Source organism: Rhodococcus sp. JS3073, from assembly GCF_026810085.1.
In the GTDB taxonomy this organism is placed as follows: Bacteria; Actinomycetota; Actinomycetes; order Mycobacteriales; family Mycobacteriaceae; genus Rhodococcus_F; species Rhodococcus_F wratislaviensis.
Map to the genome: position 1 here is coordinate 8,115,123 of NZ_CP113951.1, position 23,276 is coordinate 8,138,398.

Genomic DNA, 23,276 nt, shown 5'->3' on the forward strand with positions numbered 1-23,276 from the left:
GGTCATCGCCTCGGGGGCGTCCCGAGTTGCGATGTTCGTTGTGGTGGCGGCTAGAGCCGGTTGCTCATCCGCCTGTGGCGAGGGGTTGCTGTCGGTGACGGCTACGGAGCCCCGGCTTGTCGATCTTGCCGACGGGGTTGCGGGGCAAGGCGCCGACGACGTGGACGGCTGCGGGCAGTTTCACCTTCGTGAGCCGGCCGCGGAGGTGTTCGATGAGCTCGCCCTCGGTAACTGGGCTTTCGGGATAGGCGACGACATACGCGACGGGAACCTCGCCGTACACCTCGTGGGGCGCTCCGACCACGGCCGCCTCGAGGACTCCGTCGTGGGTGGCGAGTGCGTTTTCGATCTCCTTGGGGTAGATGTTCTCTCCGCCGCGGATGATCATGTCCTTGATGCGGTCGACGAGGGTGAGGTAGCCGTCCTCGTCGAGTCGGCCGACGTCGCCCGTGTGGAGCCAGCCATCGACAATGGTCCGGTCGGTCTCCTCGGGACGCCCCAGATAGCCGTGCATCACGTTGGCGCCGCGGACGACGACCTCGCCGATCGCTCCCGGTGGGAGCAGGGCGCCGAAATCGTCCATGATCGCGAGAGTCTGTCCCGGCAGTGCGGGTCCCACGGAGCCCGGTATGCGGACGCCGGCAGGCGGATTGCACGCCGATGCGCAGGTGCCCTCGGTGAGCCCGTACCCTTCGACAATCACCAGGCCGAAGCGATGTTCGGCGCGGTCGAGCAGTTCCTTGGAGATCGGCGCGGCGCCGCATACGGCGAACCGCAACGAGGACGTGTCGGAGACAATCTCGTCGGGTTGCGAGGCGAGCAGCGCATAGATCGTCGGGACCGCGGAGAAGTAGGTCGGCCGCAACCGGGCGACATCGTCGAAGAATCGGGCCGGGGAGAACCGTCCGGTGACGCTCAGTTGCCCTCCCGCCAGCATCGGCGCGAGAAAGCTGACGCAGATTGCGTTGACGTGGAACAGCGGCAGGATGAGTAGGCAGTGGTCGTCGGTGGTCAGTGAAAGATGCTCGGCCAAAGAAGAACTCATGAAATGCAGGTTTTCGTGGGTGAGCATGACGCCCTTGGGTCGCCCCGTCGACCCCGACGTGTAGATCAGTAATGCGACGTCGCTCCCCGCCGGGCGAAAGCCCGGGGTCGGGCCCGAAGGCTGGGACGCGATCATCTCGTCGACCGCGATCGAGGGACGACCGGCGGTCGCGGCGTCCGATCCCTCGTTCACGACGAGGGCGGCGTCGGCGTCGGTGATCTGGTACTCCGCTTCGACGGCGGTGAAGGAGGGGTCGACGGGTGTCGCGGCCGCACCGAGCCGCCAGGCCGCCATCAGGACGACGAGCAGCTCCACCCGGTTCGGCAGCATCACCGCGACGACGTCACCCTCGCCGACCCCGTGTTCGCTCAGTTGTGTCGCGAACGCATCCACACGATCGGCGAACTGCCGGTACGTGAGGTCGATGTGGTCGTCGCGCAGGCACGGTGCGTCACCGTGTGCCGTCGCGAGGTCCCAGGTGAAATAGCCGATGTCGGACACTGTTTCGATCCCCTTCACTTCGCCGTGTGATCCATGACACTGAGCGCGGGAAGTGTGGTCCGACATATTCCGCGGGGCTCGAGTTCGCCCCAGCGTTTGTCCGCGGCGGACAGTGAACCCTCCGGGATCGAAACAGACGAGAAATGACGGACCCCGATCCTCGAAGGTGACGGCAACGGCCGACGGCGGCGGCTGGTGGCTCGGTGGCGATGTCGTCGATCCTCGACCCACGGGCGTGCGCGCGGCGGCAGCGACGCATCGTATCGAGACTCACCCTCCCCAACTGACCGGAACCTTCCCGGCGGCGTCGAGTACTAGGGCATGTCTCCCAATAACTTGAGCCACTCGACGATGCCGGCGAGCAGGAATCCGGCGCGGTAGGTGAGGGCGAGTTTGTCGTAGCGAGTGGCCACCGCACGCCACTGTTTCGCCTTGTTGAAGGCCCGTTCGACCACGTTGCGCCCCTTGTAGGACTCCGGGTCGAAGTTCGGTGGCCGCCCGCCCGCGCGGCCCTTGTTCACCCGGTTCGCTGCCTGATCGGTCTTCTCGGGGATCACCGCCTTGATGCCTCTGCTTCGCAGCAGTTCCCGGTTTGCCCGTGATGAGTACGCCTTGTCGGCCCGGACCTCGACGGGGCGCGTGCGGTGCGCTCCGCCCGCGAGCCGCGGCACGCAGATGCCCTCCAGCACGTGGGCGAACATCGGACTGTCACCGGCTTGGCCTGGGCCGACCAGCACCGACAGCGGGCGCCCGTGACCGTCGCACGCCAGGTGCGCCTTGCTGGTCAACCCGCCCCTCGACCGGCCGATGCCGTGATCGGCAGGCTCGTCACGCAGGTTCGTGTAATTCGGTAGATCCCCCTGTGTGGCGGGCGGCGTTCGCACCGTGCTGATGGACACGGACCACTGTGGAATCGACCGATACCGCCCAGTCCAGGTTCCCGCCGGCGTCGGCCATCGCGACCAGAGCCGTCAGCACCCGATCCCAGGTTCCGTCTCCGGCGTATCGGCGATGTCGCTTCCACACCGTCTTCCACGGCCCGAAATGCGACGGGAGATCTCGCCAGGGCAACCCGGTCCGCAGTCGATACAGCATCCCCTCGACCACCACACGATTGTTCCGGAACTTCCGCCCCCGGAGCCCATCGGAACTGGGCAACAGCAGCGCGAGCAACTCCCACTGCTTGTCCGTCAACACCTCAAACCGATCAACAACGTCTGCCACACCGAAGAGTCTGCAGCACAACACCACAAATCATTGGGAGACACACCCTAGTGGTGGTGGGTGGCTGTGAGAAGACAATCATCGCCGTTGCTGGAGAACGGGCTGGTTACTGTGCGCGGCAACCATCGGATCACCAAGGGAGACCACTGCGTGAGCAGCGCCATCGACATCATCGACGACCACGACGTCGTCGACCCGAATGCCGCCCCTGCACTTCGGTTGTGGTGTCCTCGGGCGTCGTCTGGGCTGGCACGATTTAGTGGATCTACTCTTGAATGGATGCCACGGTTTGCAGGCGTGCTGCGTCCTGGCCGGGCGGGGCTCCGAACATGCGTCGGTACTCGCGGCTGAACTGCGAGGGACTGTCGTAGCCGACGGTGTGGCCGATCGCGGCGACGTCGCCTGGTGCCGCAATGAGTTGGATGCGGGCCTTTTGGAGTCGAAGCTGTTTTTGGTACTGCAGCGGACTCATGGCGGTCGCCGCCCTGAAATGCCGGTTGAGGGAGGAGACGCTCACGCCGACACCGCTGGCGAGATCGTCGATGCGAATCACCTGGTCGTAGTGGGTCTTGATCCACTCGATCGCGTGGGCGACGAGGGTCAGGCGGCTATCGGCCAGGCCGATCTGTCTGACGAGTGCGGCCTGGGGTCCGTTGAGTAGTCGCCAGTGGATTTCACGCCGCACATCGCGGGCCAGCACCGGGATGTCGCGTGGGTCGTCGAGAAGGCAGAGCAGTCGAACGACGGCGTCGAGCAGCTTGTCGTCGGCGTCGCTGGTCGCGATGGCGGGTCCGTCGTGCGGCCGGGCGCCGACGGGGCCGGCTTCCATCAGCAGTTGCGCAATGAGAGCGGGTTCGAGCGGAAGCCCGAACGCTAGGAACGGCTCGGTGGGTGTCGCATGGGTAATTTGTGAGGTCAGGGGAAGGTCGACAGTCACGACGAGGTACTGGCCGGCGTGATAGTCGAAGATGCGGTCACCGAGAGCCGAGCGTTTCGCTCCTTGGGCGATCAGAGCGAACACCGGCTCGGTGACGGTGCCCAGTGGTTCCGTCACACACTCGGTGGAGAACACCGTGAATCCCTCGATCCACAACGGGCCGGGGCTGCTCGCAGCGAGTCGCGCGATCCGGTATCGCAATTCTTCTAGGCGATGCATTTCCTGAGTGAACCATGGATGCGGATTTCTAGGCATGATCCGAGCAATATTGATCGGATCATGCAACGATCCGGCCGTATCTGTCTAGGAGATTGCGACGCGTCGGGCTTTACTTGGAGGAGCAGTGGGGACGGCCTCCGCAGCGTCTCGAAGATCGAAGAACTGAGGGTTCAATCATGTCGCGGGGTCGATGATCTGCGTGATGTTCACACTCGGGCCGTGGTCGGTGGACGCGATGGGGTGTCGTGAATGCAGATCCGTTGCTTTATGGCACGGGCTGGAGCTCGCGTGACTGACGGCTGGGCGTGCGATAGTGGGTCATATGCACGTACTGGTGTAGCAGCCCAGAGGAGTACCAAGGCGGCATAGTCGTGCGAGGCGCTGTGGCTACGCCTGGTAGCGCTAGCGCGGCGTGGGTCTAGACGTCGCTCGACTCGGCCAAGCATCGTACTCGCGCAACGGCCCACGTGGGGCGATGAGGCGATCATCGATGCCATGAGTCTGTCGCGGGCAGCGCGCGGTGCGCAGCGAGAGTGACCGCGGTGGTGGTGGTACGTGAGATCGGCATGCCAAGTTCTAGGATCGGTGTGTGCGAGCATCTTACTAGCGATGGAACGACCCCACGGGAGGTGCTGTACGGGCCGGAGGCCGTAAACGTGCAGATGCATTGCAGCGCGAGCTGAGTGCGACTCGTCACTGCGACGAAGTGCGGACCGAGACTAGCGCTCGAGCGAGTCTAGCTGTGCTGCACAAGCTTGCGACCGAGCCGTCAGCACTGGAGCGAGTGCGACCCTCCGTGGCGCCAGGGTGAGAGTGCGCGCATGTGTCAGCGACGCGATGAGCCGGGAGCGACGATGCCGTTATGTCGGCTGCTCCGGTCCGACGTCCCGGCGTGTGAGGGGCGTACGAGTGCGAGTGAGAGGCGTGTGTGCTGCGGCCAGCCGCGAGGCTCGTGCAGCGTGCGCTAGATCGCGTGGATGGGCTAGCGGCGGATCGAAGGTCGTGGCAGCTGCGCGACGTCGAGGGATTACACTCGCGGCGTCCTAGCGAAGGTCGGGTGACCTGCGGAAGAGAGGTCATTCCGAGGGCACAGCCGATGGGCATGGCCGTGCTGCGTGGAGCCGCTGAGGAGCGGGGTCTTGTCGGGCAAGTGACGCGTGGGCTCCGGCAGTTTATGCGCCCGGCGCGCGGGCCCGGTGTGCTGACGCCGCGGGGACGGCTGGGGCGTCTCGAGCGACCAAAGTGTGAGCGAGTGAGGCTGCCGGCTGGGTGGGGCGGCCGCAGTCGCTGGCCGACTGGCACTGTGGGTTGTGATTGTGAGCTCAGACGCGGCTCGAAGCGGCCAGTCGCGCCGTGAGGTGAGTGGGCGTCAGCTTTGCGCGCCGCAGTGTGGCTGCTGCGATGTGTGTGTGCGTGAGGGCCGGGACGTTCGCGGGATCACACCTCCAGCGCGCTGGTTAGGCGCGCGTCCGCGATGACCAGGTTTGCGACGCCATGCGTGTCGGAGGCTGCGGTGGCGAGCGTGAGACGCGCTGAGATCGCCGGTGCCGCCAGCTAGGCGAGGCCGCACGCTGGAGGATGCAGGGTGGTTGCGTGAGCCCCGATGTCGGCTTGCCGCGGTTGGCGCGCTGTCCACTGACGAGCAACGAACGCTGTGTGCAGAGCGCCACGCGCAAAGGGAGTGCGTGAGCTAGTGGAGGTTCGCGCGTGGAGCGCGGAACCGGTGGACGGCGCCCGCGCGTGATGCGATTGTGCGGCCGGGCCGCTGGACGAGTGCAGTGGGAGTCGCAAGCGCGCGCCCCGCTACTGACCGACGGCGGAGCGCGGCCAGCTGTGTGTCGGGTGCCAGGCGACGGATCGGTAGCGGACCACTGAGTCGGCGGGGCCAGTCAGCGCGACGTGCAGAGGTGCAGCGGCCCGTGCTGGTGCGTGTCAAGCGGCGCAGAAGCAGGCGTGTGTGTGAAGTGCGGGCGGTGCGCGAGCGTGGCCATGGCATGCGACCTGCGCGACGCGGAGCGCGATGCGGCAGCTTCGGGCGAGGCTGCGCATGAGTCGTGGCTTTGGGACGTGCGGGTGGCAAGCGGAGTATTCAGGCACGGTGTCGTCCATGACCACGCACGACGCGCGAGGCTGTGTGCACGTGCGTCGTGGAACGTGCCTAGCTGTGCTGCAGCGCGGCGGCAGTGGTCTCTCTGACAGTCGGCGCGGTGTGCGCGTGTATAGGGCGGCCCGGGTGACGATGTGGGCGCGAGAGCGCGGCCGTCCGTAGTGAGGTTCTCGCGCGAGCGAATGCGCCGGTGTGGGGAACGGTGTCTGTCCATGGAGATCGACGATCCGGGGTAAGGACCAGCGTGTGACCGCGGGGCGAGGTATGTCGATCGTGCCCATGGTCGAGGGCGTCGAGCCGCGCAAAGTCATCGAGATCGTGGCCGGTGGGTCTGGGTGCTCTATGTGTGGCGGGGCGCACACGTCGACGGGGACGGCGGTGCCGACGGGATCTGGTGTGCCGGGCGGCGGCGTCGAGTTGCTCATTGACGCGTAGACTTCGGAATGCGGAAGTCGCTATCGAATGACTGGGCTACGCGTGGGGCGGGAGAGTGTCGTTGGTGATCATGCCAGCAGAGTGGCCTGCTTTGTCAGACCGGCAGCGCGTGTCAATGAAGGCGCGTTCGTCCTCTGTGCTACGCTGTGCGGTGCGCGTCCGGTTTGGTATAGTGTGACGTGCGGGTGCCCTTGCCAGCGCTGGGCCGCAGCAGCACGCCGAGAGGTGACGAGAGGAGGCGTTGTGAGCACGCTGCGGCGGGTAAGGGCAGGAGTGGTATGACAGTAGAAGCCGCGCGTGCGTCTGGGACCGCGCACCGGAGGGTCGTGATGAGCGCAGGTGCGGGCATGCTGGCATGCGCGAGTGAGAGCAGTGCTTCCTGCCGGCTGCCGGTGACCGGTCAGGGCTTGGGCAGGGTGGACGTGTATGGGCCGGCGCGACGTGTAGATCCGTGAGTACCACTGAGTTCGCGGTTGAGTTTGATGTTCGACCCGGCGGCGGCTTCGGCCACGCGGGACGGGTTGGTCGTTCCGAGTACCACCTGAATGTTCGCCGGGTGCCGGGTAATCCAGGCTGTGGCGATGCCGGTCGGTGTGACTCCAAACTGTGTTGCGAGTTCGTCGAGCACGTTGTTCAATTCTGCGTAGTTCTCGCGGTCTCCGAGGAAGACGCCATCGGAGAATCCTTTCTGGAAAGGGGACCATGCCTGCAAGGTGATGCCGTTGATGCGGGCGTAGTCAAGCAGTCCGTTGTCTCGGACAACGGACTGGTCGAGTCCGCCGATGTTCGCGGCGAGCCCTGTGGCGATGAGTGGCGCGTGGGTGACGCTCAGCTGCACCTGGTTAACGACAAGTGGCCGGGTGACTGCGGTTTTCAGGAGTTCGATCTGGCCCGGTGTGTGGTTGGAGACGCCGAAGTTCCGTACTTTGCCTGCCGAATGCAGTGCGTCGAAGGCTGCGGCAACCTCCGCCGGTTCCACCAGCGTGTCTGGTCGGTGCAGCAGGAGCAGATCGAGGTAGTCCGTGTGTAGGGCGGCGAGCGACTTATCAACCTCATGCAGGATGTGCTCCGCAGAGAAGTCGAAGAAGCCGGCACGGATTCCGACCTTGCTCTGAATGATCACTTGCTCGCGTTCGGACGACGAGAACGACACCGTCTCACTGAACCGCCGCTCGCAGGCGTGCAACTCGCTGCCGTATATGTCGGCGTGATCGAATACCGTCACGCCTGCATCGCGCGCGGTCGCGACGAGGGTGCGAATCTGCTCGTCGTCGAGCGCCTCGATCCGCATGAACCCAAGGATGATGCTCGAGGCTTGCAGGGTGGTGTTGGGGAGGTCGTACGTCTTCATCTCTGATTCCTTTGCCAGTGGTTTCGGTGGCCGGGGTATCGCGGCGCATTCTGGGTTGGTACTAGACCAGGCGCGCGAGTCTCGCCGCCGTCGCGAGTTCCGTGTCTCGCGGGCATCTTATGCGGTGGGATTTCAGTGGCGGTGACGTCGTTCGGTATCCGTCAGTGGGTCGCTGAGCGAGTGTGATTGCAGCCCAGTCGATGTCGGAAGGTACGATGATCGTCTTGCGTCGGCTGCGCTCCTCGCCCGCCGTCACCGATCTGAGTGCTGCGGCCACGCCTGCGATGCTACGTGGGGAATCCGCCCGCTCCAGCGAGCGGGTCATGATCTGGTCGACCTGCGTAGGACTGAAGTTGGTCAACGGTAGCCCTGAGACGACCACATCGGAGCATTCAGCGGTCTCGAAATCCTCGAGGAACGTCGGGTGCACTATGGCCCGCAGGTCAGGTGCGGCCAAGTTGTTGACCAGGTCACGGAGACGATCGGTGAAGTGTGGGTTGGATTCCACGATGTTCAGGCAATACGGTCCGGCAGGGCGTGGGATCAGCACACTGGTGACGGCACCGGTCCCGGCGCCGACTTCCAGCACAGACAGTGCCCGATCACTGTCGTAGGCCGACAGGGTTGATCAGTGCACGGGCCAATGCGGCACTGCTCGGAGCGACAGCACCGACCGTGTTCCACTGGCGGACCGCTTCGCGTACGAACAGCGCCGCGTCGGTCAAGCTCGCGGTGATGCAGTGGCCAGTTGCTCTGCAGGAAGTCATGACGCCGAACCCCCAACGACGCGTAGGCCGCGTTGGTCGGTGCTCAGGCGGTTCAGAGTCTCGACGATTGCCCCACGAGTGGGTGTTCCTTCATCCGATCCGATCGCGGCCTCCGCGACGGCTCGAACGGGAAGTCGCCGGCGAAGTGCCGCGACCTCTTCTTCTGCTTCGGCATCGACGGTGCGGCCAGTAGCACAACGACATGATCTGGCTCCACTAGGCCCCTTCGGCCTGCCCACCCACCATCCGAGTGACAACGCGTCGACATCTACACGCTCGCCACCGCCAGCGCAGGTCGACCCCCGGTCAATGAGAGGCGGCGTCCATGACGAAGGTCATGGGCGCTCCCTCTTCCTGTCTTCCTGTCCGCGTGACGAACTAGGCTCCATATCAAGGTCTCGCTGCCGATGACATCTCGAGAAAGTTGTGACCTGCGGATTTCCCATCCGTCTGGGAAATGCCACCGCAATCTGTCTCAATTCCCTGGCATCTCCTCAACCGACGTCACCATGCGGGCCGTGCCGATACCGTGCTGGGACGGCCGAACGGGACGCTCGCGAACCCAGAAATCAGGAGTGGTTGGGGCACAGCGGGTCTGGGGTCACTGCCCACCCGTGTCGCTCGGGCCAGGCCAGCGCCGAGGCTGGCAGATCGTCGGTGCCGGGTTTGGTGTCGGTGATCAGGGGGCCGTCGCCGCAGCAGCGGTGGCGGATGACCCCCGGTGCGGCATCGGGGGGTCTCATCAAGCTTTGTGTGAAGACCACATTTAGGCCATCGCGTCCCTTAAACGGCCGTCGATCACTGGATTTCGAGTGGGATCGTGACGAGCAGTGAGGTCCCACCTCCCGGGGGACTCGAGATCTCCAGTGTGCCGCCGAGTGTCTCCACCCGGTCGGTTAGGCCGATCAGGCCGGACCCCTTAGCGGCGTCGGCTCCCCCGATGCCGTCGTCGCGAATCGAGAGGTGGAGGTTAGCGCCCTTGGTTTCCACGCCTATCTCCACCACGGAGGCTCGGGCGTGTTTGCCCGCGTTGGTCAGTGCTTCGGAGACGACGTAATAGGAGCCGACTTCGACTGAGTCGGACAACCGTCGGTCAACATCAAGGTCGAGCTCGACCGGGACGGCCGAGCGGCGGGCCAGTATCTTGAGCGCAGGACCGAGTCCCCCCTTGGACAGGATCGCGGGATGAATTCCGCGGGATATCGCTTGCAGATCTGCTGAGACGCCGTTCAATCCGGACACGATGTCACTAAGCTGCTCCCTGAGCGACGATTGTTCAGGCGGCACCGACGCCTCTGCCAGCCGTATTTGCAGCCCCAGCGCGACCAGCCGTTGCTGGGCGCCGTCGTGAAGATTGCGCTCGATGCGCCTTCGCGCCTCGTCGGACGCGGCGACTATCCTGGCGCGCGACGCCACGAGATCGGCTCGAGCTTGCGCGTTGGCCACGGCGGTGCCGACCAGATCGGTGAATTCCGCGATGCGGGCCGCGGCCACGTCGGGCAAGGGGCGGTCGGCTCGGGACAAGGCGGTCATCGCCCCCCAAACCGACCCACCGACCATGATGGGGGCACCCACCGCTGAATACACAAAACCAGGTAATTCCGGGGGCGACTCCTCAGTGATCCTTGCCGCCTTGCCAGTCTCCCGCACCGGCGCAGCAACGGTGTTGGTGATCGGGATGCGCCTTCCGGTTGGCACGCGCTCGCCCGCGAGCAGCCACGTGGCCATGACAGTGGCGGTGCCGTCGGCTTCGAAGCGCAGGATCCTTGTGATCTCGGCACCCAGAACCCGCCCGACTTCTTGCGCGACCGCGGCGAACACCTCATCCGACGGCCCCCCGCGCGCGACGAGCATTGCTACGCGCCGAAGCGCGGCTAGCTCGCTCACGTGGTGCTGCAGCGACTCGGCCATCGAATTGAACGCACGTTCCAGCACACCGACCTCGGCCATGCTTGTCTCTGGCACGCGTGCGTCCAACTTCCCGGCGGCGATCCGCTCAGCCGTCAGGGCCGTCCGGCGAACCGGACGAACCACCCTTCGGGAGAGGTAGATCGACATCAGTAAAGTCACGAGCACCGAGGCCGCGAGTCCGCTTGCCACGATGACGGTCGCTCGCCGGTAATCGTTGTCGGCGTCGGCCTGTTCCGCCGCGCTCAGCGCGAACTCAGTTGTGACATATGCTTCAAGCTGGCGCCGCAGCGAGTCGATTCGACGTTTGCCATCCTCGCTGGCCGGGATTCCTCGCACCCAACCCTCTCCGCGGCGTGCAGCATCCACCAGCGGTACCGAGTAATCCCTGATGTAGGCAAGGGAGTCCGTCTCCAATTGTTCGGCTCGCTTCGCCTGCTCTGGATCGTCCACGATGTCCCGCAGTGTTGCGACCCTTTCCGGAAGCGTCAGCCGTCCGATTTCCCACGGTTCGAGGAAGCTGGGCTCGCCCGTGATGATGAACCCGCGCTGGCCTGTCTCCATGTCGATTAGCAGACGTCGCACGTCACGGGTCACGTTGACCTCCTGCACTGAATGGGTGGCATCTGCCCTCGCCCGGCTCAAGTCCGCAAGTGCGACGCCCAGCGCCACGTATGCCGCCGTGACGACGAGCACGACAACGCCAGTAGCAAGCAGCAGTTGCGTAGTCAATCCAGCCCGCATCTTGACCCGCCTCGAGGGAAGCCTGTCCTCGTCGCCGTCGACATCGGGTGCCACCGCCCAAACGCTTACCGAACTGCCGGAGGAGCGATCCCCTTAGCCCGCAACCTCCGACGCATCGGAAGTCCGGTACCTTGACGCACGAAGAGGCCGAGCACGCGGCGTCTCGCGCCTACAGCGTCGCTCCCTCTCAGAAGATCACACGTATTTCTCCGCGTCAAGGGACTTCTTCCTGCCCATGGGCGGAAATGGAACCTGTCCGCGGGCGGTATGAATGTGCCCATGAGCGGACACGAAGCTGCCCACCGTGTTGTTCAGATGAGTGGTGGTCTTGTGCCGGCGAGCGCTTGGCTCATCCGGATCGGCTCACCGCTGGTCTGGCAGAGGTGGGCGTCGTGGTGCACGAGCTGATCGGCTGTGGCTGTGGCCAAGGGGCATCAGTTCGTCGAATCCTGTGGGTGGCGAATTCGATGAAATCGCAAGGGCGCGTTTGTCATAGACGGCGTCAGGTTTCCACGCGTCGAAGGCTTGCCGGGGAAACGCTGCGGCGGCGCGGCGGATGTGCGGCAGCCGCAGCCGGTAGGCAGGGAGGCAGGTCGGCCGGCAACGGTAGCGTGGCCGGTGGTCCGGTGGCCACGAGAAGGGTCCTCCCGTGGTCGGAATTTGCTCACGCTTCTGTATGCTGTTGTTGCACAGTGTTTCCGCCAGAATTATGGCGTGGTCGGCGATCTCGGTCAGGATCGGGGCACCGAACCGGGCCCAGCCGGCTTGCCCTGGGCCCGGGATAGGGTTTCGTCGGCCTGCTGTTTGACGTCTCTGTGTATGCCAACCACAGGGGGCGAAACGTCATCGCAGATGCAGACGAGTATCCGGCTTCCGCTTGGTCGTCTGCACCATCATGGCGTCGACGAACGGGAGCACCTTGACAAGACCGGTCGGAGCGGGCGGGCGGGCGGGATCGCGCCGTGATGGCGTCATCGTCCTCGACGTCGGCTGTGACGGCGCTCCGCGAGAAGCGCTGACCCCAACACGAACTGGCCCTAAGCGATCCTGTGTGGTAGCCAAACGCTGATCCCACGATGAGCGGAGTCATCGGCTGTGATCGTCGTTCGCCGGCCCGAGGATGCCGGCGTGCACCTCGACGCGGGCGCCATGTGGTGCCCGTCCTGCCTGGGCACGGTGGCCGATGGGAGCACAGGTGGGTGGGCACCGTCCGCGCCCTGGGCGCCTCCACGGTGACGGTGCGCCCCCAGCGTGTCCGGGGCCGCGACGGGGCACCACCCGCATCCTGCAGCCCACGCCTTACAGGCCCGTTGCGCAAATGCCACCGAAGTCATCGGGAACTCGTTGTCCTACAAGGCGAAAGGATTGGGATTCCGCCGTATCGCCGAGCCGACGGACCTCCCGGAGACGACGGTGTGCCGTTGGTTTCGCCGCGCCACCGATGAGCATATACGGGGGATATGCCATAAGGGAGATCAGCGGCTGATCCTCATCGCCCGGGAGGTGTGCCCGGACATCCAGCAATCTGGGAATCCGCTCCTGCACACGCTGTGCATCCGGTCGGCGGCAGCGGTCGACGATTGTCGGTTACGGGTCAGGGTCCGCATCCGGCTGACCGCCGCCGGCCATGACCGGGTAGGTCGCAGGACACCGTCGTGCCGCCGCCTGGCGGGCTGTGCAGGGAGAAAGTGCCGCCCAGCGCCTCGATACGGTCCTTCAGCCCGACCAGCCCCGAGCCCCGTTGGGGGTCGGCACCGCCGACACCGTCGTCACGCACGCGCACCCGGAGTGTGCCTCCGGACGCTTCCGCGTCGACCTCGACAACCGAGGCGCGCGCATGTTTTGTCGCGTTGGTGAGCATCTCCGAGACGACGTAGTAGGCGCCCACCTCAACTTGTTCGGGAAGCCGGCCATCGATCCGCACGTCCATATGCACCGGGATGGTGGAGCGCCGCCCGAGCGCGCGCAGCGCCGGCCGCAGCCCGGCGCTGGACAGGATGGCCGGATGTATGCCACGGGAGATTTCCCGCAGCTCCTCGATCACGTCCGTGAGCCCCGCGGCGACGTTCGTGATCTCGGTACGGATCTCGTTGCTCTCGTGGGGTGCTGTCGCCGCCGAACGCAGCCGGAGTGCCAGCGCGAGGAGGTGTTGCTGTGCGCCGTCGTGCAGGTCCCGCTCGATCCGTCGCCGGGCCTCGTCCGCGGCTGCGACGATCCGTGTCCGCGAGGCGGCAACCTCTGCTCGGCCCTCGGCGTTTCCGACCGCCGTTCCCGCTAGCTCAGTGAAGTCCGCCATGCGGTCGGCGGTGTCGGAAGGAAAAGGTCCTCGTGTCGATACCGCGTTCACCACGCCCCACATGCGGCCTTCTACGATGATCGGACTGGCCACCATCGACCGGATTCCCAACCCGCGCAGGCCCTCGGCGATCCGGCCCGATGCATTGCTCCACAGGTTCTCGTTGACCAGGGCGGAACGGCCGGTCCGCCAGACCACCGCCGGGGCGACGTAGTCGCGGAGTTTCACGCGCGTCCCGGTCGGCAACGTGACCGGGACCTCCCCGACACCGCCGACGACCACGACAGAGGCCCCGTCCGGCTCGAAGCGGGCTATGCCCGCGCTGTCCGCGCCAAGCAGCCGACGCACTTCCTCGGCGACCGCCAAGAAGATCTCTACCGGGTGGATTCCGCGGGCGACGAGTGTGGCAACCCGGCGCAGCGCGGCCTGCTCGTCCAGGAGGCGGGCCAGCTCGTCACGGCTCGCCTCCAGCGCGCCCAAGGTTTGTGCGTTCGCGACTGCGGTGGCGACCAGGTCGGTGAACTCCGTCATTCGGTGCTCGGTGTCGGGCGGCAGTGGCCCCTGCCCGGACCCGACGGCGATCGCCCCCCACAGCCGGCCGTTGACGTGTATCGGCATGGCGACCGCGGACCGTAGCCCCTCGCGGAGATAGGGCTCCCCGCCCGGAATGTCGCCGTAGTCATCGACACGGGCGGCCCGGCCGGTACTCAGCACGGTTGCTGTCAGCCCGGTCGGCGGATAGTCCTCCCAGCGTTCCCCCACCCGCACGTGGGGGCCCGTCGTGCCTTCGTTGGCGAGGAGCGTCGCCGTTCCGTCGAGCTCGTAGCGGATCATCCTGGCGGTGCCGCCACCGAAATGCCGGAGAGCCTCCCTGGTCGCGGCCGCGAACACCGCCTCGGGCGGTTCCCCTCGCGCGACCAGCATGGCCAGGCGCCGCAGTGCGGCCTGAATTTCCGCGAGTTCGCGCAGTTCCTGCTCGGCTCGGGCGTCGGCGGCGGCGATCCGGGCGCTGGACGCGGTGAGCTCCGCGCGGGTCTGGGCGTTTGCGATCGCGGTCGCGACGAGGTCCGTGAAGTCTGCGATACGCGCCTCGGTGTCGGGTGGCAGGGGCTCGGTTCGGGTGGACCCGACGACTGCCGCGCCCCACAGGCAGCCGTCGACGGCGATCGGCGCGCCGACCGCCGAGCGGATGCCCAAGTTGCTCATGTGCGCGGCGATGGAACCGGCGGCGTTCTCGTCAGTGTTTATCCGGGCGGCGCGGCCGGTACGTAACACCATCGCCGCGACGTGCTCGTCCTCGAGCGAAAGGCGGGTGCCGACCGGCACCTTCGTCACGCCGGACTCGGTGCGGTTCGCGACGAGGATGGCCGAGCTGTCGGGCTCGTAGCGGAACAGGCCGGTGTTGTCCACACCCGGCACCCGGGCCAGCTCCTCCGCCACCGCTGAGAACACCTCGGTTGGTGTGAACCCCCGCGCGACCAGCGTCGCAACCCGACGCAACGCGGCTTCGTCATCCCGTGGACCCCAGACGCCGTTGTTGATGTGTCTGTCGGCGAATGTAGGTTCCCAGGACAGTTCGGTGATCTTCTCGTGAGCTTTGTTCGAACTTTGTTGGCTCAACGTGTATCTCCTGGCGTGGGTATGCCGGTGGTGGGTATCCGTTCGACTTCGTTCGGTCACGTTGTGCTGTGACTCGAGTGGGCCGGTTGTGGGTGGGTGGGGGTGGGTGTTTTGCCAGCATTCGGGTGTGGTGAACGGACTGGCCGAGCTGGTGGCGACCAGCTCCTAGAGATATGAGACACCCAATGACATGAGATACATGTATCGATCTGAGAACCGGTTTCATGCTGAAACGGCTGTTCCAGTTGGAGCGGCCGATGGACGGCCGATGCCGGTAGGATTCCGCCCCAGGGGCGGCACCACTCGGCTCTGCAGGCATCTGTGCAGGGAGACGGCGCGACCAAACTCGTTGCTTAGCGGGATCGCGGTGTGGTGTTCATCCGAGGGAATCGCCGCGAGCTCGCGCGCCGCGGACAGGAGCCCGAGTGCCTGCGCCAGTGTCGAACGGCCCCGTCCATTGCGGATCACGGGGACGCCGACGGCACGGTGTCGCGGCCCGCGGGGAGCTCGCAGCACAAGATGTGGTCACCGATTACCGCGGTCAGCCTCGCGGTCGCTGCGGTGACGCCGGTGGCGGCGCCAAAACGGGCTAGGTCGGGCGGGTGGTCTTCGCACCGCACGGGAGTACCGGCCTCAGGGGTTGTGGGATCGGGTTGTGTATTGGTCATTTGCCCTGCCTGCGTTGGTGGGGTCGAACCCGGGCGGGTTAGACAGTATGAGGGTATGGGCTGGGGCCCACTCCACATGTGAACGTGGGTTGCCGACAGGAAACGGGTCCTGGCCGGTAGAGCCACAAGATGTGGGAGGCCCCAGCAATGAATCAGCGTACGAGCGTCGGATTGGATGTGCACGCACGATCGGTCGTCGCGTGCGGCCTCGACGGGCGGACCGGTGAGCTGTTCGAGCGCCGATTGACGCCCGATCATCGCGACATACTCGAGTGGATCCGGTCCTTGCCGGATCCGGTGAAGGCGACGTACGAGGCCGGGCCCACCGGGTTCGGGCTGGCCCGTTTCCTGGACACTGTCGGCATCGAGTGTCTGGTGGCCGCGCCCTCGAAGCTGCAGCGCCCGTCCGGAGATCGGGTCAAGACCGACGTGCGAGATGCGCGACATCTGGCGAGATTGCTGCACCTCGATCAGATCACCCCGGTCACAGTGCCGAGCGTGGCGCAGGAGGCGGCCCGGGATCTGGTGCGGGCCCGTGAGGACGTGCGCCGGGATCTGATGGCGGCTCGGCACCGGCTGTCGAAACTTCTTCTGCGGCAGGGAATCGTCTACTACGGCGGGCACGCGTGGACGCAGGTGCACGACACCTGGCTGCGCAGCCAGCGTTTCGATGAGCCCGGGCTGCAACTGGCCTACGAGACCGCGTACGACACCATGCTCGCCGCCCTCGGCCGGCGCGACCGTTTGGATGCCGCGATCACCCGGATGGCCGCCGACAGCGCCTACACCCCGGTGGTGACCCGGCTCGGGTGCCTGCGCGGGGTGTCCACCTTGACCGCCTTCGGGCTGGCGGTCGAGATCGGGGACTGGCACCGGCTGACCGGCCGCTCGATCGGCGCCTACCTGGGACTGGTGCCCACCGAGTCGTCCTCGGGCGCCTCCCGCTCGCAGGGGGCGATCACCAAGACCGGCAACGGGCACGCGCGCCGGTTGCTGATCGAGGCCGCCTGGCATCACCGACAGCCCTATCGTGCCGGGGTGGATCTGCGGCGCCGCTGGGACAAGGCCTCACCGGCGGCCCGAGCCCGCGGGCAACGGGGCAACCGGCGCCTGCACGAGCGCTGGGCCGGGTTCGACGCCCGCCGCAAGCGTCCCGTGCTGGCCAACACCGCCATCGCGCGCGAGCTCGCCGGGTGGTGCTGGTCGTTGGCCGTGCTCGACGACTGACCCACGGGGCGCCTTCCCCCGCCGCGGCCATTCTGGTCGTTGCTCGTCGGGCGGCAAGGTCGGTACTCCTCGCTTGCGCTGCGGGGACTCCAACCTCGCCCCCGCTCCTCGGCGACGACCGATGAGGCACTGACCGGGGGGCCGGCAGGACCCCACGAACGTCCCGGATGATCACACGGTTGGTGACAACAGCGCCTGGGAGTGACCCGCGAGACAACTATGAGCAATCCTCAACTGCACGTTGGGATCACGCTCGAGGTTAGACCAGCGATCCACTCCAGCCGAACAACTGTCTTTGCGGTAGCCAACCCGCGCATATCAGACTTCGACAACGCGTCGATAACCGACACGCTCGCCACCAACCACCAGATTCATCCGGGGCCACCGAGGCGGACGTCCACGACGACGGTCCTGGACGTCCGCCTCCTGCTGCCCTCTTGACAAATCTGCGTCCATATCAGTTGAGTGCGCTGGGCGTGGGTGGACACTGCTCGTCTCTGTCGCTTTTCGCGGCACCTCGGCGCGCGGAACGTCGGGGTGTTGTCCGTCGCTGAACGTGCCGAGGAAGGCGTCACTGTCGATGCCGATGATGCCGATATGAGAAGGGCCCTTCCCGCGGTTGCGGGGAGGGCCTTCGTCGGAATGGTGACGGCATCGTCGGCGTGGTGACGTCGCACAATCAGTGACTCAGTCGTGGCCACTTTCGGTGACGGCCACCCGTGCGGACTTCTCATCGACGATGGATGCTTTCGCGGCGAACGCTGCCGTCAACGCCTGCACCGCCAGGTTGTTCACCGCCCGCGGATATCCCCGTGCCGCATTGTGAATCAACGTGACTGCGTCGTCGGAGAACAACGGATCCGTCCGGCCGGCGATCTTGCAGTGATGGGTGATGTAGTCCGCCGAATCCGGCGGGCTCATCCCGGCCAGCGCGTAACGCACCGCGATCCGCTGATCCAGTGCGGCGAGCACTCCGAGTCGCAGTCGGTGCCGCAAGGTCGGCTGCCCGACCAGCAGCGCCGCGAATGGGGATCCCGAATCCATGTCGTGGTTGGTCAGCATCCGGATCGCTTCCATCTGCGCGTTGTCGAGTAGATGCGCCTCGTCGATCACGACTACGGGCACCCGACCCCGCTCAGCGTATTCGGCGGCTAACGCCTCGGCGGCTTGCGGCGCCAGCGTCGCGGTGTAGAAACTCGGCACCCGGCCCAGTGCAGTGACGATGTGATGCAACATTCCCCGCACTCCCACCGACGGGTTCGGCAGGTAGATGACCACGTGCCGGGCCGGGTCCAGCGCGGAGGTCGCTGCGCGGATGGCGACGGTTTTCCCGGCGCCGACCTCCCCGGTGATCACCCCGAGCGCGTGTTGGTCAACGCACCAGGAGATCCGGGCGACGGCTTCGGCGTGGCCGGGGTGCCGGTGCAACATCGCCGGTGCCAGACCGCGGCCGAACGGCATCGTCGTGAACCCGTAGTACGACTGCAGGCGTTGGATACTCATGCCGGCCACCCGCTCTCATCGGCACCGGCACCGGCACCGTCGTCGTGGGTGGGCCCGTAGAGGGCGTGATATCCGATCCGCCGATCGCTGCGTACCTGCTCGTGGTGCAGGTTCGCGGTCAGCGCGAGATAGTCGATGCCGGTCGCAACCGGTGTCGGCGGTTCCGGTGTTTCGGGTCGGGCTTTCGGGTGCACGTGCCGGGTGATGGTGTGCGGCACCGCCCGCCCGTGCGAGGCGTCGCGGTAGCGGACCTCGACGGTCTCCAGGTCGAACGGAGAGAACACCAACTCCACCTTCCTCCCGACCAGGGCCTGATCGACCTGGTAGGTGTTGCCGTGCAACGACACCGTCGCTGTCTTGGTCACCGTCCGGTACTCCGACCACAGGAACGCCTCGGTCAGATCGGCGGCCGTCGGCATCGCCGGTGTCCGCCCCAGCCGTGACCAGCCGGACTCCCAGCGCACGAGCGGACTCTGCCCGGTCTCCGAGTGCGCCCGCCGGTGGTATTCGGTTTCGATCCACCCGGTCAGCAACCGATTGAGCTCCAACAATGCGGTTCGGTGATCGATACCCGCGGCGGTGAGGTCCTCGGCGGTGGTGTCGGCGACCTCGACGAGGAATTGCTCCCGCACGGTGCGGAAGAACCGTTCGATCTTCCCGCGCCCCTGGGGGCGGTGCGGGGTCGAATGCACCAACCGGATACCCAGTTTCGCGCAGGCTCGCAGCAACCACGCATCCACGAACGCCGATCCGTTGTCCACGTAGACCGATCCCGGGACGCCACGCGCCGCCAGCGCCGGTTCCAACGCGACCCCGAGACGGACCGTGTCCTCGGAGAAGCCGAACCGGTAGCCGGTGATCAACCGGGAATGATCGTCGAGGAAGGCGAACAGATACGTTTTGCGGCCGCCGATCCTCGGCCCGTGCAGGGCGTCCCCGGTCCACCGATCGTTGGGGTTTTCCGCTTCGAACCGCCCGAATACCGTCGGGGCGTTCCCGGCGGCGGGGCCGATCAACTCCAGCCGGTGAAAGTGGCGCAGCAGTGTCGATTCCGACGGCGCCCAGCCGGCCGAGGCCCGCAGGATCCGACCCACCTGGGCGGCGGTGCGGGCCGGGTTCTCCCGTTTCAGCGAGGCCGCCAACGCGAGTGTCGCGGTGTCGGTCCGCGGCGACCGCGCCCGCGGGGAGGGAATCAGTTCTTCGAAGCCGCCGGCCCGGTAGCGGCGGATCCAGCGGTCGAGCGTGTCCCGCGAATACCGCACCCGTGCCCCGAACGGGTCGGTGTGTTCGCGGCTCGCGATCTCCCGCACCAGCCGGCCCCGGGCCTTCGTCGACAACCCGGTATCGAGCGCCGGGCAGATCAATTGGTAGCGGAACAACCCGACCGCTTGGCTTCGCTCACGTCGCTTCTCATCGTCGGTAGGCAAGGAGTTTCTTCCCTTCGTCCGGTGCTCGTTCCGCCCGGACCTGTTGCCGGGCAGTCACACCCGCGACGATGACGCATCGGTTCCTTCCGCAGCAGGGTCAACTGGTGTTGCAGGATCCGATGCCGGGGCCAGCGGCCATCCGGGCGAGAGGAGCCGACCAGCACTGGCCGCGACCGCGACCTGCGCGGCCGTCACGGCGCCGAGGACCGCGGCACTCCCGAACCGGGCGGTGATCGCGGCTCGCGCCGCGTCCACCGCCGCGAGAACGTCGCCCCACACCGACTCCGATGCCCTCGGCACCGTGACATCGACACCCGCCGTGACCGCGACCGCGAGGAACCAGCTGCGCACCGCACCCGCGCGGGCCGCGGCCGCCCGCAACCAGCCGCGAACCGTCGAGTCCGGGATGCCGAACCGCTGTGCGATCGGGCGATGCCCGCTCCCGCGGGCCCTCGCCGCCAACGCCGCCCAGATCACCTCCGCGAGATATGCCCTGCGCAGCAGCAACGTCACCGGCAGCAGCACGTGCGTCACCGCGCACCCCCGACAGCGGGCCCGCCGTGGGCGCACCGGGGTGACCAGGCCCGCCACCGGGCGGGATCGGGCGAAACCCCACCCCGCCAACACCCCGTCCGAGCACGACGGGCAGGACATCTCTCCGCTCGACAGGCGGGACTCGACGCGGACAGGATCGACCTCTACCGTGACCATCAGTGCCTTCCGCACTACGCACGGTGCCCCCGTGAGCTCCGCCAAGAATTCAGCGGGGGCGCCGTGCACCCGTCAGTTCCTCGTCACACTGACGGTGCAGACCACCAAGATCAACCCCACACTGACGCCGACACCCAGATCGGCAGCATCACTGACGGAGACGGACCCGCTCCTCGGCATTCCTAGCGACGCTCAACACGGGGTCTGTGTCGGTGTCACCGGTCGGTGACGGTTCGGAGTGTGGGTTGGCCGGGGCTGCGGTGGCGAAGTTGGATAGCCAGGTTCTTCTCACTGTCCGGCGGGGCCGGATCATGTGTTGGGGGATTGAGTGTGAGGAGGGCGAATCCGGCGGCGGTGCCTGCGCCGGCAGCGACGGTGACCGCAGGGTGGAACGCGCCACCGGAGATCGCGTTGCCAGCGAACGTGCCCGCCACCACGATGAACCCGATCGCCAGACCGCAGAACGAGTTGTCCGGCTGGCTGCGGGTGGCGGCGTCGAGCGCGACGTAGCAGAGGACGAAGGTGAACACCAGTTCCACCATCGACGCGGCCGCCGGGGTGTGACCGGTCATGGTCACCGCCACCACGGCGAGCAGGCCGGCACTGAGCTGCGCGATCCAGTACCCGGCGGCATCACGCAGCCCGATCCGGCCTCGCACCAGGGCCAGCATCGTCGTGGCCGGGCTGTAATGGCCGCCGGACCGGTACGCCTCGGCGTAGATCATCACCATCAGGACCGCGCCGAGGGCCAGAGGGGGGATCGGGCTGCCGCCGCTTTCGGCGGCGCCGACCGTGAACACCAGGGAGAACGCGCCGATCGATTCGACCGCGTATCTAATCTTCGGCCGTAGCGCGGGGACCGCAGTGGCATCTGGGAATGTGGCCATGTCGAGCCTCCTCGGCTTGTCATCTGGCGCAGTTCCAGAATCTCCTGACCGCACGCCGGTGTCGTCAGCGCTGGCCTCCATCAGGGCGCCCTGCCAGCCCCACTGCTCGTGTACCTGCTAGCTGCAACCCGGCCACGGCAGGCGGACGTCGAGCACGCGATTGAGTTGCTGGCCAGTGGCCGGGGAGCGGGTATCCTCGAGAGTCGGGTCACCGACGTGGAGGATTTCGTCGTCACTCTTCAGCGAATCGCCAAGGGTGGTTCAGTCTTGGTTGCCTGCCCTTCTGGATCGGCTGCGCGTGGAATGCCTCGCTGGGGGCATCGGATATCAACACTTCTAGCCAGCAGGATTCCAGCCCCGTCACCTCCGAAAAGCTTGGTGCCGATTGCACGCCCGGTGTGGTCTCCCTCTGGGTGCCTTGGTGGTCTCGACGGTGTGGGGGCTTGAGCGCCATCGCCTTCGACTACTTCGGTCTCTGGCCCGTGGACCTTGGTGCGAGCGGGGCGCAGAACTGGGTGGCCATCGCGGTCGTCCTGATCGTCGCGCTTGTCGCGAACACCGTGGCGGGGTTGGTCCGAACGCGCGCGACCGAGGCAGATCAACGCCGTCGGGAGGTTGAGGCCAACCGCGACGAGATGGGCGTGCTCGCGGAGCTACAGTCCGCGTTTCGGCGGGTGGCGCCATTGGTCGCCCTGGGATCCGATCCGGGTGGGGTGTTTGCGGGAGCGGCAGGCGAGTTGACCCGATTCCTGGGTGCTGATCATTCGACACTGAACCGGATGACGGAGAACGCGCCGCGATAATATTCCGCACCGGTCGGGTCGGAGCGCCGATCGTCGTCGACGGCCACCTGTGGGCGCGGCCACGGCCGGATCCACGCGACGCGAGCCCCTGCCACCCGACACCGAGGCGCGCATCGCCGGCTTCGCGGACCTCGTCGCGGCCGCGATCGCGAACGCCGAGACCCGCGCCAAACTCACCGCATCCCGTGCCCGGATCGTCGCGGGCGCCGACGAGGCATGGCGCCGTCTCGGCATGCGGATGCCATCTGGTCGCCGACTGCATAGTTGCCGGTCGAGCTCAGTGCCGCTGCATGCTGGCAGGTACGGACGGATTCCGGCTGGTGGGGAGAAGTGATGGGTGTCAGCGGTGACGACATGGGTTCGCTCGAGCGCAATGCTGGAACGAGTTCAGATAGGGCCATCGAACAGCGGGTAAGAGCGCGGCTACCGCGCACCGCGTCCGCCTCCGAGTTCTGCGATTGTCGAGAGTGGGTCGAATTGTGAACAGTCAGGTCCGGGTCACCGGTTCAGCAGATGTCTGTGCATACATAAGTTCTGTGGCTGCGACGGTGGACGCCGAATCGGTCTGTTGGTGCGAGATCCCCGCCTTCGACGCCGTCCTGACGCTGTCCTGCGAGATCCCCCACTACCTGGGACGGAAGGCTGTTCTGGCCTGGAATCGCCACTTCGGGTGGTTTCTCGGAGTCCCCGGACTCACACAGGGCAACGTGGTGATCATCGACGGTTTCGGATTGGGGCGTCTGCCGGAGCCCACTAGGTGCGCCGATCGGCTTGTCGAATTGATCGCGGACCTCGGTCAGGGCGATCCACCGGCATCGAGCAGGCGGTCAGCCCCCAGGATCGTCCGCGCAGGCTCTTCTTGATAGATTGCCCTACCCCGGGTGCACGTGCAGGCG

16 protein-coding genes and 1 pseudogene are annotated in these 23,276 nt (G+C 66.4%); 4 read left to right on the forward strand and 13 right to left on the reverse strand.

What is annotated here, in order from left to right; all coding sequences use genetic code 11:
- Window positions 1-64 precede the first annotated feature (64 nt).
- The 9 genes and pseudogenes from OYT95_RS36990 to OYT95_RS37030 form a co-directional block, all read right to left on the reverse strand.
- Window positions 65-1,546, reverse strand: coding sequence for a class I adenylate-forming enzyme family protein (locus OYT95_RS36990; protein ID WP_268792314.1), 1,482 nt, complete (start codon window positions 1,544-1,546; stop codon window positions 65-67).
- Between the two features lie 314 nt (window positions 1,547-1,860).
- Window positions 1,861-2,770 (reverse strand): IS5 family transposase gene (locus OYT95_RS36995; protein ID WP_268789290.1). Its coding sequence is split into 2 segments (ribosomal slippage): window positions 1,861-2,412 and window positions 2,414-2,770, totalling 909 coding nucleotides; the frame shifts between segments, so codons are not numbered across the junction.
- A 265-nt stretch (window positions 2,771-3,035) separates the two neighbouring features.
- On the reverse strand, window positions 3,036-3,926 hold the full coding sequence (locus OYT95_RS37000) for an AraC family transcriptional regulator (RefSeq protein WP_081792608.1): 891 nt from the start codon (window positions 3,924-3,926) through the stop codon (window positions 3,036-3,038).
- 2,942 nt (window positions 3,927-6,868) lie between these two features.
- On the reverse strand, window positions 6,869-7,819 hold the full coding sequence (locus OYT95_RS37005) for an aldo/keto reductase (protein ID WP_268790434.1): 951 nt from the start codon (window positions 7,817-7,819) through the stop codon (window positions 6,869-6,871).
- 61 nt (window positions 7,820-7,880) lie between these two features.
- Complete coding sequence (locus OYT95_RS37010; RefSeq protein ID WP_268790435.1) at window positions 7,881-8,408, reverse strand: hypothetical protein; 528 nt, start codon at window positions 8,406-8,408, stop codon at window positions 7,881-7,883.
- 747 nt (window positions 8,409-9,155) lie between these two features.
- Window positions 9,156-9,329 (reverse strand): hypothetical protein, encoded by a 174-nt coding sequence (locus OYT95_RS37015; RefSeq protein WP_268790436.1) that lies wholly within the window; start codon window positions 9,327-9,329, stop codon window positions 9,156-9,158.
- 55 nt (window positions 9,330-9,384) lie between these two features.
- Complete coding sequence (locus OYT95_RS37020) at window positions 9,385-11,292, reverse strand: CHASE3 domain-containing protein (RefSeq protein WP_052033553.1); 1,908 nt, start codon at window positions 11,290-11,292, stop codon at window positions 9,385-9,387.
- 257 nt (window positions 11,293-11,549) lie between these two features.
- Window positions 11,550-11,742: pseudogene (locus OYT95_RS37025) on the reverse strand (ATP-binding protein); the annotation flags it as partial.
- A gap of 1,090 nt (window positions 11,743-12,832) precedes the next feature.
- Window positions 12,833-15,154 (reverse strand): sensor histidine kinase, encoded by a 2,322-nt coding sequence (locus OYT95_RS37030; protein WP_268790437.1) that lies wholly within the window; start codon window positions 15,152-15,154, stop codon window positions 12,833-12,835.
- An 815-nt stretch (window positions 15,155-15,969) separates the two neighbouring features.
- On the opposite strand from OYT95_RS37030, the gene OYT95_RS37035 reads away from it, so the two are divergent.
- A complete protein-coding gene (locus tag OYT95_RS37035) occupies window positions 15,970-17,049 on the forward strand; it encodes an IS110 family transposase (protein ID WP_268789892.1) in 1,080 nt (359 codons plus the stop codon).
- A 687-nt stretch (window positions 17,050-17,736) separates the two neighbouring features.
- On the opposite strand, the gene OYT95_RS37040 is transcribed toward OYT95_RS37035, so the two are convergent.
- The 4 genes from OYT95_RS37040 to OYT95_RS37055 form a co-directional block, all read right to left on the reverse strand.
- On the reverse strand, window positions 17,737-18,552 hold the full coding sequence (locus OYT95_RS37040; protein ID WP_268790438.1) for an ExeA family protein: 816 nt from the start codon (window positions 18,550-18,552) through the stop codon (window positions 17,737-17,739).
- A complete protein-coding gene (locus OYT95_RS37045; protein WP_268790439.1) occupies window positions 18,549-19,979 on the reverse strand; it encodes a DDE-type integrase/transposase/recombinase in 1,431 nt (476 codons plus the stop codon). Before OYT95_RS37045 ends, OYT95_RS37040 begins: the two co-directional genes overlap by 4 nt.
- A gap of 54 nt (window positions 19,980-20,033) precedes the next feature.
- Window positions 20,034-20,690: a helix-turn-helix domain-containing protein gene (locus tag OYT95_RS37050; RefSeq protein WP_268790440.1), complete on the reverse strand. Its 657-nt coding sequence runs from the start codon at window positions 20,688-20,690 to the stop codon at window positions 20,034-20,036.
- Between the two features lie 215 nt (window positions 20,691-20,905).
- Window positions 20,906-21,577: an aquaporin gene (locus tag OYT95_RS37055; RefSeq protein ID WP_268790441.1), complete on the reverse strand. Its 672-nt coding sequence runs from the start codon at window positions 21,575-21,577 to the stop codon at window positions 20,906-20,908.
- A 443-nt stretch (window positions 21,578-22,020) separates the two neighbouring features.
- On the opposite strand from OYT95_RS37055, the gene OYT95_RS37065 reads away from it, so the two are divergent.
- The 3 genes from OYT95_RS37065 (at window position 22,021) to OYT95_RS37075 (ending at window position 23,243) form a co-directional block, all read left to right on the forward strand.
- Window positions 22,021-22,380, forward strand: coding sequence for a hypothetical protein (locus OYT95_RS37065; RefSeq protein WP_268790442.1), 360 nt, complete (start codon window positions 22,021-22,023; stop codon window positions 22,378-22,380).
- Between the two features lie 49 nt (window positions 22,381-22,429).
- On the forward strand, window positions 22,430-22,714 hold the full coding sequence (locus tag OYT95_RS37070) for a hypothetical protein (RefSeq protein WP_268790443.1): 285 nt from the start codon (window positions 22,430-22,432) through the stop codon (window positions 22,712-22,714).
- 202 nt (window positions 22,715-22,916) lie between these two features.
- Entirely contained in the window at window positions 22,917-23,243 is a 327-nt protein-coding gene (locus OYT95_RS37075) for a DUF6292 family protein (protein ID WP_255221682.1), read from the forward strand.
- Window positions 23,244-23,276: the final 33 nt, after the last annotated feature.